General features: G+C 29.4%; 12 protein-coding genes. 10 read left to right on the top strand and 2 right to left on the bottom strand.

Annotated elements, in window-relative coordinates:
• The first annotated feature begins 21 nt into the window (after positions 1-21).
• A complete protein-coding gene (gene rpsT, locus D9V68_RS00760) occupies positions 22-291 on the top strand; it encodes a 30S ribosomal protein S20 (RefSeq protein ID WP_158357393.1) in 270 nt (89 codons plus the stop codon).
• Between the two features lie 55 nt (positions 292-346).
• On the opposite strand, the gene dnaJ is transcribed toward rpsT, so the two are convergent.
• Together dnaJ and dnaK are read right to left on the bottom strand one after the other, a co-directional pair.
• Complete coding sequence (dnaJ, locus tag D9V68_RS00765; protein ID WP_158357395.1) at positions 347-1,483, bottom strand: molecular chaperone DnaJ; 1,137 nt, start codon at positions 1,481-1,483, stop codon at positions 347-349.
• Positions 1,484-1,596: 113 nt separating this feature from the next.
• Entirely contained in the window at positions 1,597-3,510 is a 1,914-nt protein-coding gene (dnaK, locus tag D9V68_RS00770) for a molecular chaperone DnaK (RefSeq protein WP_158357397.1), read from the bottom strand.
• 340 nt (positions 3,511-3,850) lie between these two features.
• On the opposite strand from dnaK, the gene ndhC reads away from it, so the two are divergent.
• From ndhC to nuoJ, 9 genes are all read left to right on the top strand, one after another.
• Positions 3,851-4,228: an NADH-quinone oxidoreductase subunit A gene (ndhC, locus tag D9V68_RS00775; RefSeq protein ID WP_158357399.1), complete on the top strand. Its 378-nt coding sequence runs from the start codon at positions 3,851-3,853 to the stop codon at positions 4,226-4,228.
• Between the two features lie 78 nt (positions 4,229-4,306).
• On the top strand, positions 4,307-4,972 hold the full coding sequence (locus D9V68_RS00780) for a NuoB/complex I 20 kDa subunit family protein (RefSeq protein ID WP_158357401.1): 666 nt from the start codon (positions 4,307-4,309) through the stop codon (positions 4,970-4,972).
• A 100-nt stretch (positions 4,973-5,072) separates the two neighbouring features.
• On the top strand, positions 5,073-6,875 hold the full coding sequence (nuoC, locus tag D9V68_RS00785) for an NADH-quinone oxidoreductase subunit C/D (RefSeq protein WP_158357403.1): 1,803 nt from the start codon (positions 5,073-5,075) through the stop codon (positions 6,873-6,875).
• Positions 6,876-6,906: 31 nt separating this feature from the next.
• Entirely contained in the window at positions 6,907-7,386 is a 480-nt protein-coding gene (gene nuoE / locus D9V68_RS00790) for an NADH-quinone oxidoreductase subunit NuoE (RefSeq protein WP_158357405.1), read from the top strand.
• Entirely contained in the window at positions 7,383-8,708 is a 1,326-nt protein-coding gene (gene nuoF, locus D9V68_RS00795) for an NADH-quinone oxidoreductase subunit NuoF (RefSeq protein ID WP_158357407.1), read from the top strand. The genes nuoE and nuoF overlap by 4 nt, the downstream gene beginning before the upstream one ends.
• A gap of 83 nt (positions 8,709-8,791) precedes the next feature.
• A complete protein-coding gene (gene nuoG / locus D9V68_RS00800; RefSeq protein WP_158357409.1) occupies positions 8,792-11,527 on the top strand; it encodes an NADH-quinone oxidoreductase subunit NuoG in 2,736 nt (911 codons plus the stop codon).
• Entirely contained in the window at positions 11,524-12,492 is a 969-nt protein-coding gene (gene nuoH / locus D9V68_RS00805; RefSeq protein ID WP_158357411.1) for an NADH-quinone oxidoreductase subunit NuoH, read from the top strand. The genes nuoG and nuoH overlap by 4 nt, the downstream gene beginning before the upstream one ends.
• A 23-nt stretch (positions 12,493-12,515) precedes the next feature.
• On the top strand, positions 12,516-13,058 hold the full coding sequence (gene nuoI, locus D9V68_RS00810; protein WP_158357413.1) for an NADH-quinone oxidoreductase subunit NuoI: 543 nt from the start codon (positions 12,516-12,518) through the stop codon (positions 13,056-13,058).
• A gap of 10 nt (positions 13,059-13,068) precedes the next feature.
• Positions 13,069-13,578: an NADH-quinone oxidoreductase subunit J gene (gene nuoJ, locus D9V68_RS00815; protein ID WP_158357415.1), complete on the top strand. Its 510-nt coding sequence runs from the start codon at positions 13,069-13,071 to the stop codon at positions 13,576-13,578.
• Positions 13,579-13,584: the final 6 nt, after the last annotated feature.

Below are 13,584 nucleotides of genomic sequence, written 5' to 3' on the forward strand. Positions count from 1 at the left end.
TTTAAAATATAGAGGTCAAAATTGGCTAATATTAAAGCTTCTAAAAAAGATGCATTGGCATCCGAAAAACGTCGCAAACAAAATTCTAGTCGGCGTTCCATGATTCGTACTTTTATAAAAAAAGTACGAAAGGCTATTATATCTGGTGATGAAAAAATAGCACAAGATGCATTCGAAAAAATGCAACCTATTATTGATAGTCATGCGAGTAAAGGTTTAATACATAAAAATAAAGCTGCACGTTATAAATCTAATTTATCTTTAAAAATTAAAAAGATATGTAAAAATTAGTTTTTCTAATAGTATTGCCTCTAAATTTTATTCAGAAGCAATACTGCATAAGAGATTATTTTGTTAATTCGTCAAAAAATCTTTTAACCCCATCAAAAAATCGTTTTGAACGAGGACTATTTTTTTCACCTTTAAAACCATTAAAACTATTTCCTAATTCATATAAAAGGTTTTTTTGTTGTTCATTAAGATTAACAGGTGTTTCTACCACGACACGACATAATAAATCACCTTGATGTCTATTTTGTACTGATTTTACTCCTCTACCACGAATACGAAAAAGTTTTCCTGATTGTGTTTCATATGGTATTTTTAATTTAACTCTTCCATCTAATGTAGGTACTTCAATTTCGCCCCCGAGAGCTGCCATTGTGAAATTTATTGGTACTTCACAGTATAAATTGTTTTCTTCTCGTTCAAAAATAGGATGTTTTTTAACAGTAATTTGAACATAAAGATCGCCGGATTGTGCTCCGTTAGCACCGGCTTCTCCTTCGTTGTTTAAACGAATACGATCATTATTATCTACACCTGGTGGAATCTTTATAGAAAGTGTTTTGTATGTTTCAATTCGTCCTTGTCCAGAGCATGTATGACATGGATCTTTTATTACCGTACCTTTCCCATGACATGTAGGACATGATTGTTGTACAGTAAAAAAACCTTTTCTAATGTGTATTTGACCTTTCCCATGGCATGTATTGCATGAACGAGGTTTAGTACCGGCATTTGCACCACTTCCATAACATGTTTTACATTTTTGAAGAGTAGGAATTCGAATTTCTTTTTTTGTACCCTTTACTGCTTCTTCTAATAAAATCTCCATATTATAGCATAAATCAGCCCCTTTTTTAGCTCTTTGAGTTCTATTTCCACCAAAAATATCACCAAAAACATCTCCAAAAATATCACCAAAATCTGAAGAACTAGTAAAAGTACTATATGTGTTGTTACCAGAATGACCATTTTCAAAAGCTGCATGCCCATATTGATCGTATGCACTTCTTTTTTCTTCATTAATTAAAATTTCATAAGCTTCTTTTATCTCTTTAAATTTTCCTTCGGAAGTTTTATCTCCTTGATTTCGATCTGGATGATACTTCATTGCTAGTCTTTTATAAGCCTTTTTAATTTCTCGTTCTTCAGCTGATTTTGGAATTCCCAAAATTTGATAGTAGTCTTTTTTAGCCATTCTTTATTACTCTTCCTAATGTTAAAATAATTGCACGGGCGTAGATGAAATTCTACGCCCGTGCTAGTTTGAAGTCCGTTATAATTATTTCCCGATAATTTGACTAAAATTTATTATTTTTTAGGATCTTTAATTTCTTCAAATTCTGCGTCGACAACATTTTCTTCTTTTTTATTTGACGGTTCATCTTCTTCTTTTTTGTTTTTTTCTGATTTTTTTTGATTTACTTCTGTCAGTTTAGATGATATTTTTAAAAGCACTTTTATATTTTTTTCAATTTCAGATTTATTTTCTCCTTTCAATGCTTTTTCTAATTCTTCTAATGCTAATTGCACATCTTTTTTAGTTTGTTCTTCAATTAAATCTTTATTATCATTTAGCTGTTTTTTTGTACTGTGAACTAATTGATCACCTTGGTTTCTTGTTTGAATTAATTCTTCAAATTTTTGATCGGCTTCAGAATTTGCTTCTGCATCGCTCACCATTTTTTTAATTTCTTCTTCATTGAGTCCAGAAGATGCTTTAATAGTAATTTTTTGTTCTTTTCCTGTTTTTTTATCTTTTGCAGATACGTGTAGTATTCCATCAGAATCGATATCAAATGTCACTTCAATTTGTGCTGTTCCTCTAGGTGCAGGTTCAATTCCATCTAAGTTGAATTGTCCTAAAGATTTATTATCTGACGATCTTTTACGCTCACCTTGTAATACATGTATAGTTACTGCTGATTGATTATCTTCTGCTGTTGAAAAGACTTGGCTGTGTTTAGTTGGAATAGTGGTATTTTTAGTTATTAGTGAAGTCATAATACCACCCATGGTTTCAATTCCTAGTGATAAAGGAGTTACATCAAGCAACAAAACATCTTTAACATCACCGGAAAGTACCCCCCCTTGTACTGCAGCACCAACAGCTACAGCTTCATCTGGATTGACATCTTTTCTAGGTTCTTTTCCAAAAAATTCTGTTACTTTAGCTTGAACCATAGGCATTCTTGTTTGACCGCCTACTAATATAACATCATTTATATCTGTTATTGATAATCCTGCATCTTTTAATGCAACTTTAAGCGGTTCAATAGATCGAACAATTAGATCTTCTACTAAAGATTCTAATTTTGCTCTAGTAACTTTGATATTTAAATGTTTCGGCCCGTGAGAATCTGCTGTAATATATGGAAGATTTACATCTGTTTGTTGTGCAGATGACAGTTCTATTTTTGCTTTTTCTGCTGATTCTTTTAAACGTTGCATAGATAATGGATCATTTCTTAAATCAATTCCTTGTTCTTTCTTGAATTCTTGTACTAAATAGTTAATTAATCTACTATCGAAATCTTCTCCTCCAAGATGAGTGTCCCCATTAGTAGCAAGAACTTCAAATGTTTTTTCTTTATCAACATCATCAATTTCAATAATCGATATATCAAAAGTTCCACCACCTAGATCATATACGGCTATTGTTCTATTTCCTTGTCCTTTGTCTAAACCATAAGCCAGTGCTGCCGCTGTAGGTTCGTTGATAATTCTTTTTACTTCTAATCCAGCAATTCTTCCGGCATCTTTTGTAGCTTGACGTTGAGCGTCATTAAAATATGCAGGAACTGTAATAACGGCTTCTTTTATTGATTCTCCTAGGAAATCTTCTGCAGTTTTTTTCATTTTTTTTAGTACTTCTGCAGAAATTTGAGGCGGTGCAATTTTTTGTTTTTTGATATCAATCCATGCATCCCCATTATCAGAATTTATGATTTTATAGGGCATAATTTTTATATCGCGTTGTACCTCATCATCTTTAAATTTTCTACCAATTAGACGTTTTATAGCAAAGAGTGTATTTTTTGGATTAGTTATAGCTTGACGTTTAGCTGGTTGTCCTACTAACACTTCTCCTTCTTGAGTATATGCAATAATTGAAGGAGTCGTACGATCACCTTCTGCATTTTCTAAAACACGAGGTTTGTTTCCATCCATAATGGCAACACAAGAGTTGGTTGTTCCTAAGTCAATACCAATAATTTTACCCATTGAAAACTCTCCTATTGAATATTTTGATAAATTGAGTTTTGTAACTTTTATTAAGCTATTTTTTTTGCTTTTAATTAGTTACATAGGATTGTATGTGATTTATTTAATGTTGAATGATTATTAGATGGGGTCGCTTTTTCGCTCATCAAGGGTTTAGAGTAAAAAAAATAAAGTTTTGATAAGGTGCAAGTTGCATTATAATTTATTATTTTATTAAAGATAAGATATTCATTAACACATATAATGTTATAGTAAATTTTATTTTTTCTATTTTATGATTAAGCTTATAATATATTTTTTTATTAGAATATTAATAAATTTTAATTATTAGGAATAAGACATGTTGAGACATATGCAAATAGATATTGAATGTTTATCTTTTTTTGCTTTTATAATTTTTGCTTTAGGATTTTGTTTTTTTATGCTTTTTTTAAGTTCGATCATGGGAGGTAGATCTTTTTCTAGGTACAAAAATACTCCTTTTGAATCTGGTATTATATCAACTGAAAACGCTTGTCTTAATTTTTCTGTTAAATTTTATTTAATCGCTATGTTTTTTGTTATTTTCGATGTTGAAGCACTTTATTTGTATGCTTGGTCTATTAGTATATGTGAATCAGGATGGATTGGATTTAGTGAGGCTTTTACTTTTATAATTTCTCTTTTATTGGGATTATTTTATTTAATTCGTATTCAAGCGCTAAATTGGGCATCTTAATATTATTAAACTCTTAAAAAAAAGATGTTGTTAAATGTTTTTATATATCAAATTTAATTTACGTTAATGAGACATAATATGAATTATACTTTAACTAAAATAGATACTAATCAAAATAATAAAAAATATCCAAAACAAACTATTCAATCTGTTTCAGATCCCATTGAAGAATATATAAGAAAAAATATCTTTATGGGAAAAATTACTCAAATATTACATAAACTAGTAAATTGGGGAAGAAAAAATTCTCTTTGGCCTTATAATTTTGGATTGTCTTGTTGTTATGTAGAAATGGTTTCTGCCTTTACTTCCGTGCATGATGTCGCACGTTTTGGTTCAGAAGTATTACGTGCATCTCCTAGACAAGCTGATGTTATGGTGATTGCTGGTACGCCATTTATAAAAATGGCTCCTGTTATTCAAAGATTATATGATCAAATGTTAGAACCAAAATGGGTTATTTCTATGGGTGCATGTGCTAATTCTGGAGGTATGTATGATATTTATTCTGTTGTTCAAGGAGTAGATAAATTTTTGCCGGTAGACATTTATATTCCTGGTTGTCCACCTCGTCCTGAAGCCTATATGCAAGCTTTAATATTATTGCAAAAATTAATTCATGAGGAAAGAAGACCATTGTCTTGGGTTGTTGGGGAACAAGGTATATATCAAAAAAAAATGTTATCTGAAAAAATTGAAAAAAGAGAGAAAAGAATAAAAATTATAAATCTTCCCAATGCATAAAGAATTTTATTACAAAAATATAAATTTCTTTAAAATTACTAATATTTTTTTAAATGATAGTATTATTATATTTTTTTAAACCAAGTATAATGAGAAATTTATGATAAATTCAACTCAACAAGAAAATAAATTTTTATTGAAGGATAATTCTGAAAAAAAATCAACAGATTCAATAATTACAACTTTATTTAATGTTTTTGGTAAAGAATTTTTTTTTCATCAAATTACTTTAACTGGTTTTCCTATTATATGGATTAATAGAGTTTTATTAATAAAAGTAGGAAAATTTTTATGTAATTTATCTCAACCTTATATCATGCTTTATGATTTACATGGTATAGATGAACGTCTCAGATTGCATCGTGAAAATTTACCTAAAGCAGATTTTTCAGTTTTTTATCATTTAATATCTATTGAACGAAATTCTGATATTATGCTTAAAGTACCACTATTAGAAAATGATTTAATTTTACCAACATTTACTAATTTGTTTCCTAATGCTAATTGGTATGAACGTGAAACTTGGGATATGTTTGGTATTTTTTTTGATAAACATCCTAATTTAACTCGTATTCTTATGCCTAGTACATGGGAAGGACATCCATTAAGAAAAAATTATTCTGCAAGAGCCACTGAGTACAAACCTTTTTTTTTAAATGAACAAAAAGAAGATTTTGAAATGGAAGGGTTAAAATTTAAACCTGAATTATGGGGTATGAAGCGTCAAAATGATAATGTAGAATTTATGTTTTTAAATTTAGGACCAAATCATCCTTCAGCTCATGGTGCTTTTAGAATCGTTTTACAATTAGATGGTGAAAATATTGTAGATTGTGTACCAGATATTGGATATCATCATCGTGGGGCTGAAAAAATGGCAGAACGTCAGTCATGGCATAGTTATATTCCATATACTGACCGGATTGAATATCTTGGTGGTTGTGTTAATGAAATGCCTTATATTTTGGCAGTTGAAAAATTAGCTAAAATTTCAATTCCAGAAAAAGCAGAAGTAATTAGAGTAATGATGTCAGAATTATTTAGAATAAACAGTCACTTGTTATATATTTCTACTTTTATTCAAGATGTAGGTTGTATGAGTCCCGTGTTTTTTGCTTTTACTGATCGTCAAAAAATATATGATTTAATTGAAGCAATTACTGGTGCACGCATGCATCCCGCTTGGTTTCGCATTGGAGGAGTAGCTAATGATCTTCCGAAAGGATGGAATATTTTATTAAAAGAATTTCTTGATTGGATGCCAAAAAGACTAAAATATTATGTAACAAGCGCTTTAAAGAATAGTATTTTAATTAAGCGTTCTAAAGGAGTTGCTCAATATAATAAACAAGAAGCGTTAAAATGGGGTATTACAGGAGCAGGTTTACGTGCTACGGGATTAAATTTTGATGTAAGAAAATGGAGGCCTTATTCTGGATATGAAAACTATACTTTTGAAGTTCCTATAGGAACAGGAAAAAGTGATTGCTATTCAAGAGTAATGATAAAAGTCGAAGAAATTTATCAAAGTCTTATTATTTTAAAACAGTGTTTAAATAATATGCCAGAAGGTTCTTTTAAATCCGAGCATCCATTAGCCACCCCTCCTTCTAAAGAATGTGTTTTGCAAAATATTGAAACTATGATTACTCATTTTTTACAAGTATCTTGGGGTCCAGTAATTCCAGAAAATGAAAGTTTTCAAATGATTGAAGCAACAAAAGGAATTAATAGTTATTACTTAATTAGTGACGGTGGTACGATGAGTTATCGTACAAGAATACGTACACCCAGTTTTCCACATTTACAACAAATACCTTCAGTAATTCGTGGAAGTTTAATATCAGATTTAATTGTATACTTGGGTAGTATAGATTTTGTTATGTCTGACGTGGATAGATAATTATGCATAAAAAAAAAGTAAATTTCGAGAAATTTCTATAAAATTTCAATTAACTAATGAAGAAATAAATGAAATAGAAAAACACAAAAAAGACTATGAAAATTTTCGAGCTATTTCTATAGAAGCATTGAAAATTGTTCAAAAGAAACGGGGATGGATTTCTGATCAAGCGATTTATGCTATTGCCGAAATACTAAAAATTAATCCAAGTGAAGTTGAAGGAGTTGCTACTTTTTATAGTCAAATTTTTCGTCAACCTGTTGGTCGTAATATTATTCGTTATTGTGATAGTGTCGTGTGTTTTTTGACTGGTTATAAAGCAATAAAAATTGCTTTAGAAGATTTTTTAAAAATAAAAATAGGAGAAACCACTCAAGATAATCGATTTACTTTATTACCGGTGTGCTGTTTAGGAAATTGCGATAAAGCTCCAACAATTATGATTAATGAAGATACATATTCTTTTTTAACTCCAGAATCTATACCCTGTTTACTGGAATCATATAAATGAACAAATTTTTGCGTATTGCAGAAACACATCCACTTACTTGGCGCTTAAGAGATGACGAACAAACTATTTGGATTAAGGAATATTGTAATAAAGATGGTTATAAAGCTTTAAAAAAAGCATTAAAAGAAATGCTTCCAGAAGATATCATTAACACAATAAAAGAATCGGGTTTAAAAGGAAGAGGGGGGGCAGGATTTCCTACTGGTTTAAAATGGAGTTTAATGTCTCAAAATAAACTTTCTATAAATCGTCGTTATTTAGTATGTAATGCTGACGAAATGGAACCAGGCACATATAAAGATAGATTATTAATTGAAAAGATTCCTCATCAATTAATTGAAGGGATGGTGCTGGCAGCATATGCATTAAATGTTTCTCGTGGATATATTTTTTTAAGAGGTGAGTATATTCAAGCAGAAAATATTTTAAAAAAATCTATACAAGAAGCAATTAATTTTGGTTACGTTGGATCAAATATTTTAGGAAGTAATTTTAATTTTACAATAATTTTACATACTGGAGCTGGTCGTTATATTTGTGGGGAAGAAACAGCATTAATTAACTCATTAGAAGGTCGCAGACCTAATCCTAGATCTAAGCCACCATTTCCAGCAGTATTTGGTTTGTGGGGAAAACCGACCTGTGTAAACAATGTTGAAACATTATCTAATATACCTTATATCTTATTACACGGTATCAATTGGTATAAAAATTTATCTAAAAGCGTTGATGCTGGTACTAAATTGATGGGGTTTTCGGGAAAAGTAAAAAACCCTGGTGTTTGGGAATTACCCTTTGGTACAACTGCTCGTGAAATATTAGAAGATTATGCTTGTGGAATGAAATCTGGATTTTTTTTAAAAGCCTGGCAACCAGGTGGTGCAGGAACGGATTTCCTTACTCCAGCAGATTTAGATATTCCTATGGATTTTAATAATATTAGCAAAGCAGGAAGTCGTTTAGGAACTGCTCTTGCCATGGCTGTTGATAATAAAACTAATATAGTATCTCTTGTGCATAATATAGAAAAATTTTTTGCTCGAGAGTCATGTGGTTTATGTACTCCATGTAGAGATGGATTACCATGGATCGTAAAAATATTGAAAAGTTTAGAAAAAAGACAAGGACATAAAGATGATGTATACACGTTGGAGCGATTATGTATCCATTTAAGTCCAGGGAAAACTTTTTGTGCTCATGCACCTGGAGCAATAGAACCCTTACAAAGTGCGATAAAATATTTTCGTTCTGAATTTGAAGCTGGAATTAGCAAAAAAAACATAGATATAAATAAGAAAATTATTGGGATTCAATCGAATTAGATTTGATTGCAGCATTGAAATATTTATTTTAAATAATTTTTATAAAAATTTATCTAAATAGAAGTTTTTGGAATTATTCTCTTATGACTAAAATTTATATAGATAGTAAAACATACGATGTTAATCAATCAGATAATTTATTACAAGCTTGTTTATCAGTGGGTATTAATATTCCTTATTTTTGTTGGCATCCTTTATTAGGAAGCGTAGGTGCATGTCGTCAATGTGCTGTTATGCAATACAGTAATTTTGAAGATCGGAAAGGACGATTAATCATGTCTTGTATGACTCCTGTAACAGAAGGAGCGATAATATCTATAAAAAATACTGAATCAGAAATTTTTAGAAGTACTATTATAGAACTATTGTTAACAAATCATCCGCATGATTGTCCTGTATGTGAAGAAGGTGGGCACTGTCATTTACAAGATATGACTGTAATGACTAAACACAACATGCGCAATTACAGATTTAAAAAAAGAACACATAAAAATCAATATTTAGGATCTTTTATTAAACATGAAATGAATCGCTGTATTACTTGCTATAGGTGTGTTAGGTATTATAATGATTATTCAGATGGGACTGATTTTGGCGTTTATGGTGCCAATAATAACATTTATTTTGGTCGTGTAGAGGATGGTGTTTTAGAAAGCGAACATTCTGGTAATTTAATAGAATTATGTCCTACTGGAGTATTTACTGATAAAATTCATTCTCAAAGATATAGTCGTAAGTGGGATATGCAATATGCTCCAAGCATATGTCAAAATTGTAGTGTGGGTTGTAATATTAGTATTGGAGAACGTTATGGTGAAATACGCCGAATAGAGAATAGATATCATGAAAATATTAATCATTATTTAATTTGTGATCTAGGACGTTTTGGATATTTACATAATAATTTAAAAAATCGTCCGCAACAACCTACTTATTTGAATATTAATAATAACATTACTATATTAAATTTTGATGAAGCCATAAAACTAGGAGTAGATTTTTTTCAAAGATACAAACGTATTATTGGAGTTGGTTCCACTAGATCAAGCATAGAAAATAATTTTTCATTACAGGAATTAGTAGGAAAAGAAAACTTTTCTAATGGAATGTCTAATAAAGAACAGATATGTATCAGATTGATTTTAGACGTCTTGAAAAATAACTATATATATACTCCATCTTTAAAAGAAATTGAAAGTTATGATGTTATATTAGTAATAGGAGAAGATTTAACTAAAACATCTCCTCGAGTTGCTTTAGCAGTACGTCAAGCAATTAAAAAAAAGGCAGAAGATATAGCAAATTTACGTGGAATACCAAGATGGAATTCTTCTTCTATAGTTCATATTTCAGAAAATATTAAAAATTTCCTTTATATCATACATACACACGAGAGTAAATTAGACGACGTTTCTGAGTGGTGTTATTATGCTTCTATCGACGAACAAGTAAATTTCGCTCGTGCTATTGCATATGAATTAGATAATAGTTTACCAATAGTTTCAAACTTAAATATTTTATTAAAAAAACAAGCTTTGTTAATCGCTCATCGATTAAAAAAATCCAAAAAAGCATTAATTATCTCAGGTTCTAATTCTTTTAGTGGTTCCATTATAAAATCTGCTATAAATATAGCTAAAGCTATTAAAATTAACAGCATTAATCATCATGTTGGTATTACTCTTCTAACATCTTCTTCTAATTCTTTAGGTGTTGGATTAATTGGAGGGATGTCTATAGAATCTGCATTAGAAGCATTTAAACAAGAACAAGCAAATGCCATAATTTTTATGGAATACGATTTATATCGTTTTGCATCTCAATATGATTGTGATTTGTTTTTAAAAAACAAAGAAAAAATTATTACTGTAGACCATCAGTATACAAAAACCTATAAAAAATCTGGATTAACTTTATCTTCTACTAATTTTGCTGAAAGTTCTGGAACTGTAATAAATTTTGAAGGTAGGGCACAACGTTTTTTCCAAGTTTATGATCCTACTTTTTATTATAAGAATAATTGTCTTATCGAAAGCTGGAAATGGTTTCATTTTCTTAAATCTAAAATTTATAATACAGAAATTTCTTGGTTTAATTTAGATGACGTAATTAATGCATATACGAAAACATATCCTATTTTAGAAAATATTAAAATAGAAGAATTAAATGCTAATTTTCGCATTCATGGGCAAAAAATTGCTCGATCTCCTATTAGATCTAGTGGAAGAACATCTTTACGTGCTGATATTGACGTTCATGAACCTTGTCAACCTGAAGATAATAATACTATGTTTGCATTTTCTATGGAAGGATATAGTCAACCCAATAAGTCCGTATCTCATATTCCTTTTGCTTGGTTTCCTGGATGGAATTCACCTCAAGCATGGAATAAATTTCAGAAAGAAATAGGTAGAAAGTTAATTTCAGGTGATTCGGGAACACATGTTTTTAAAACAAATAAAAATAAAATAGATATTTATTTTGATTTTGCTTCTAAAGATGATACAAAAGAAAAATATTGGTCTATTATTCCTTATTATGATCTTTTTGGTAATGAAGAATTAACTCAGTATTCATCTGTTATACAAGAAAATATTCCTGTAGAATATGCTTTAATTGGTTTATTAGACGGTAGTAAATTGGGATTGCGAAAAGACTCTATATTAGTATTTAATTGTTTAAATAAAGATTATCGTTTAGCAATACGATTTTCTAAATATCTTAATCAAAAACAGATAGGTTTGCCTATAGGAAGAAAAGGTTTTCCTATTGATCTGATTGGTAAAAAAATTAAATATTTACAGGAATTTACTAAATGATTTTATCAGAAATCAAGATAATTGAAATATTTTTTTCTTTTTTAAAAGTCGTTTTTCTTTTGTTATTTGTTATTTTTTCTGGTGCTTTTTTGAGTGTTCTTGAAAGAAGATTGTTAGCTTTGTTTCAGAATAGATATGGACCCAACCGAGTTGGTTGGATGGGTAGTTTGCAATTATTCTCTGATATGATTAAAATTTTATTTAAAGAAGATTGGATTCCTCCATTTAGTAGAAAATTTATTTTTGTTTTATCACCAATAATAGCTTTTATTTCTTTATTATGTGTAATTCCTATTATTCCATTTGGTCCTAATTTTGTTATTATTGATTTAAATATAGGCATATTATTTTTTTTAATGATGGCAAGTTTATCTGTTTATGCTGTATTATTTGCGGGTTGGTCTAGTAACAATAAGTATGCGTTATTAGGAGCTATGCGTGCCTGTGTTCAAACTTTAAGCTACGAAGTATTTTTAGGATTGTCTCTCATGGGCGTTGTCGCTCAAGCAGGATCTTTTAAAATATCAGATATTGTAATTGCTCAAAAAGATATTTGGAATATTTTCCCTCAGTTTTTTGGTTTTTTAACTTTTTTTATAGCAGGTTTAGCTGTTTGCCATAGACATCCTTTTGATCAACCTGAATCTGAACAAGAATTAGCTGATGGTTATCATATTGAATATTCAGGGATGAAATTTGGTTTATTTTTTATTGGAGAATATATTTCTATTATTACAATTTCATCATTAATAGTAACATTTTTTTTTGGTGGTTGGCTCGGTCCTTGGTTGCCCGGTTTTATTTGGTTTTTTTTAAAAACATTTTTTTTTATTTTTATGTTTATTTTAATTCGAGCCTCTTTGCCAAGACCTAGATACGATCAAGTGTTATCATTTGGATGGAAATTTTGTTTACCATTAACATTATTTAATTTGTTTTTAACTGCTTTTTTTCTATTGTTATAATTTTTCTAAGAGATTTTTTATTTATGATTTTTAAAAATATTATTATTGGGTTTTTTACGCAAATAAGAAGCATTTTAATGATTGGTGCAAATATTTTTTCAAAAGTTGAAACTAAATCATACCCAGAAGAAAAAGTCAATCTTTCTCCTCGTTATCGAGGACGTATTATATTAACTCGTAATATAGATGGAAAAGAGCGCTGTGTGGCTTGTAATTTATGTGCAGCAGTTTGTCCTGTTGATTGTATTTCTTTGCAAAAATCTGAAAAAACTGATGGTCGTTGGTATCCAGAGTTTTTTAGAATTAATTTTTCTCGTTGTATATTTTGCGGTTTTTGTGAAGAAGCATGTCCTACAGCGGCTATTCAATTAATGCCTGATTTTGAATTAGCTGATTTTAAAAGAAAAGATTTAGTATATGAAAAGAAAGATTTATTAATTTCCGGTCCAGGTAAATATCCAGATTATGATTTTTATAATTTTTCTGGGGTAGTTCTTCAAGGTAAAAAAACGGGTCACTTAGATATAGAAGAAGAACCTGTTAATGTAAAAAATTTATTGCCATAAGGGGGGTTTTGTGGAATTGGTTTTTTATATATGTTCATGTGTAGCAGTAATTTCTACTTTATGTGTAGTTTTACAAAGAAATGCAGTATACGCGTTATTATATTTAATTATTTCTCTTTTATCAATAGCAGGTGTTTTTTTTTCTCTTGGTGCTTTTTTTGCTGGTTCTTTAGAAGTTATTATTTACGCTGGAGCCATTATAGTATTGTTTGTTTTTGTTATTATGATGCTTAATCTTAGTGATAAATATTATATACAAGAAAATAATTATTTAAAATCCATTTTTTGGATCGGTCCTATCATTTTATCATTAATATTATTCTTATCAATGACTTATGCAATATTTTTTTTAAAAGAAAAACAAATAGAAGGATTGTTAATAGATACAAAAATGATAGGAATTAATCTGTTTGGTCCTTATGTACTATTAGTTGAATTATCTTCAATGCTTTTATTATCTGCTTTAGTGGTTGTTTTTCATATTGGTACGGAAAAAAATATTACACATAAAAATAAATAATTATAA

It is taken from the genome of Buchnera aphidicola (Hyperomyzus lactucae) (assembly GCF_005081705.1).
GTDB classification, from domain to species: domain Bacteria; phylum Pseudomonadota; class Gammaproteobacteria; order Enterobacterales; family Enterobacteriaceae; genus Buchnera; species Buchnera aphidicola_Y.

Excerpts from the sequence above, each read along its gene's own strand:
- D9V68_RS00780 (WP_158357401.1), top strand. The coding sequence starts at position 4,307 with ATGAATTATACTTTAACTAAAATAGATACTAATCAAAATAATAAAAAA.
- dnaJ (WP_158357395.1), bottom strand. The coding sequence starts at position 1,483 with ATGGCTAAAAAAGACTACTATCAAATTTTGGGAATTCCAAAATCAGCT.
- nuoC (WP_158357403.1), top strand. The coding sequence starts at position 5,073 with ATGATAAATTCAACTCAACAAGAAAATAAATTTTTATTGAAGGATAAT.
- nuoI (WP_158357413.1), top strand. The coding sequence starts at position 12,516 with ATGATTTTTAAAAATATTATTATTGGGTTTTTTACGCAAATAAGAAGC.
- nuoG (WP_158357409.1), top strand. The coding sequence starts at position 8,792 with ATGACTAAAATTTATATAGATAGTAAAACATACGATGTTAATCAATCA.
- ndhC (WP_158357399.1), top strand. The coding sequence starts at position 3,851 with ATGTTGAGACATATGCAAATAGATATTGAATGTTTATCTTTTTTTGCT.
- nuoH (WP_158357411.1), top strand. The coding sequence starts at position 11,524 with ATGATTTTATCAGAAATCAAGATAATTGAAATATTTTTTTCTTTTTTA.
- dnaK (WP_158357397.1), bottom strand. The coding sequence starts at position 3,510 with ATGGGTAAAATTATTGGTATTGACTTAGGAACAACCAACTCTTGTGTT.
- nuoF (WP_158357407.1), top strand. The coding sequence starts at position 7,383 with ATGAACAAATTTTTGCGTATTGCAGAAACACATCCACTTACTTGGCGC.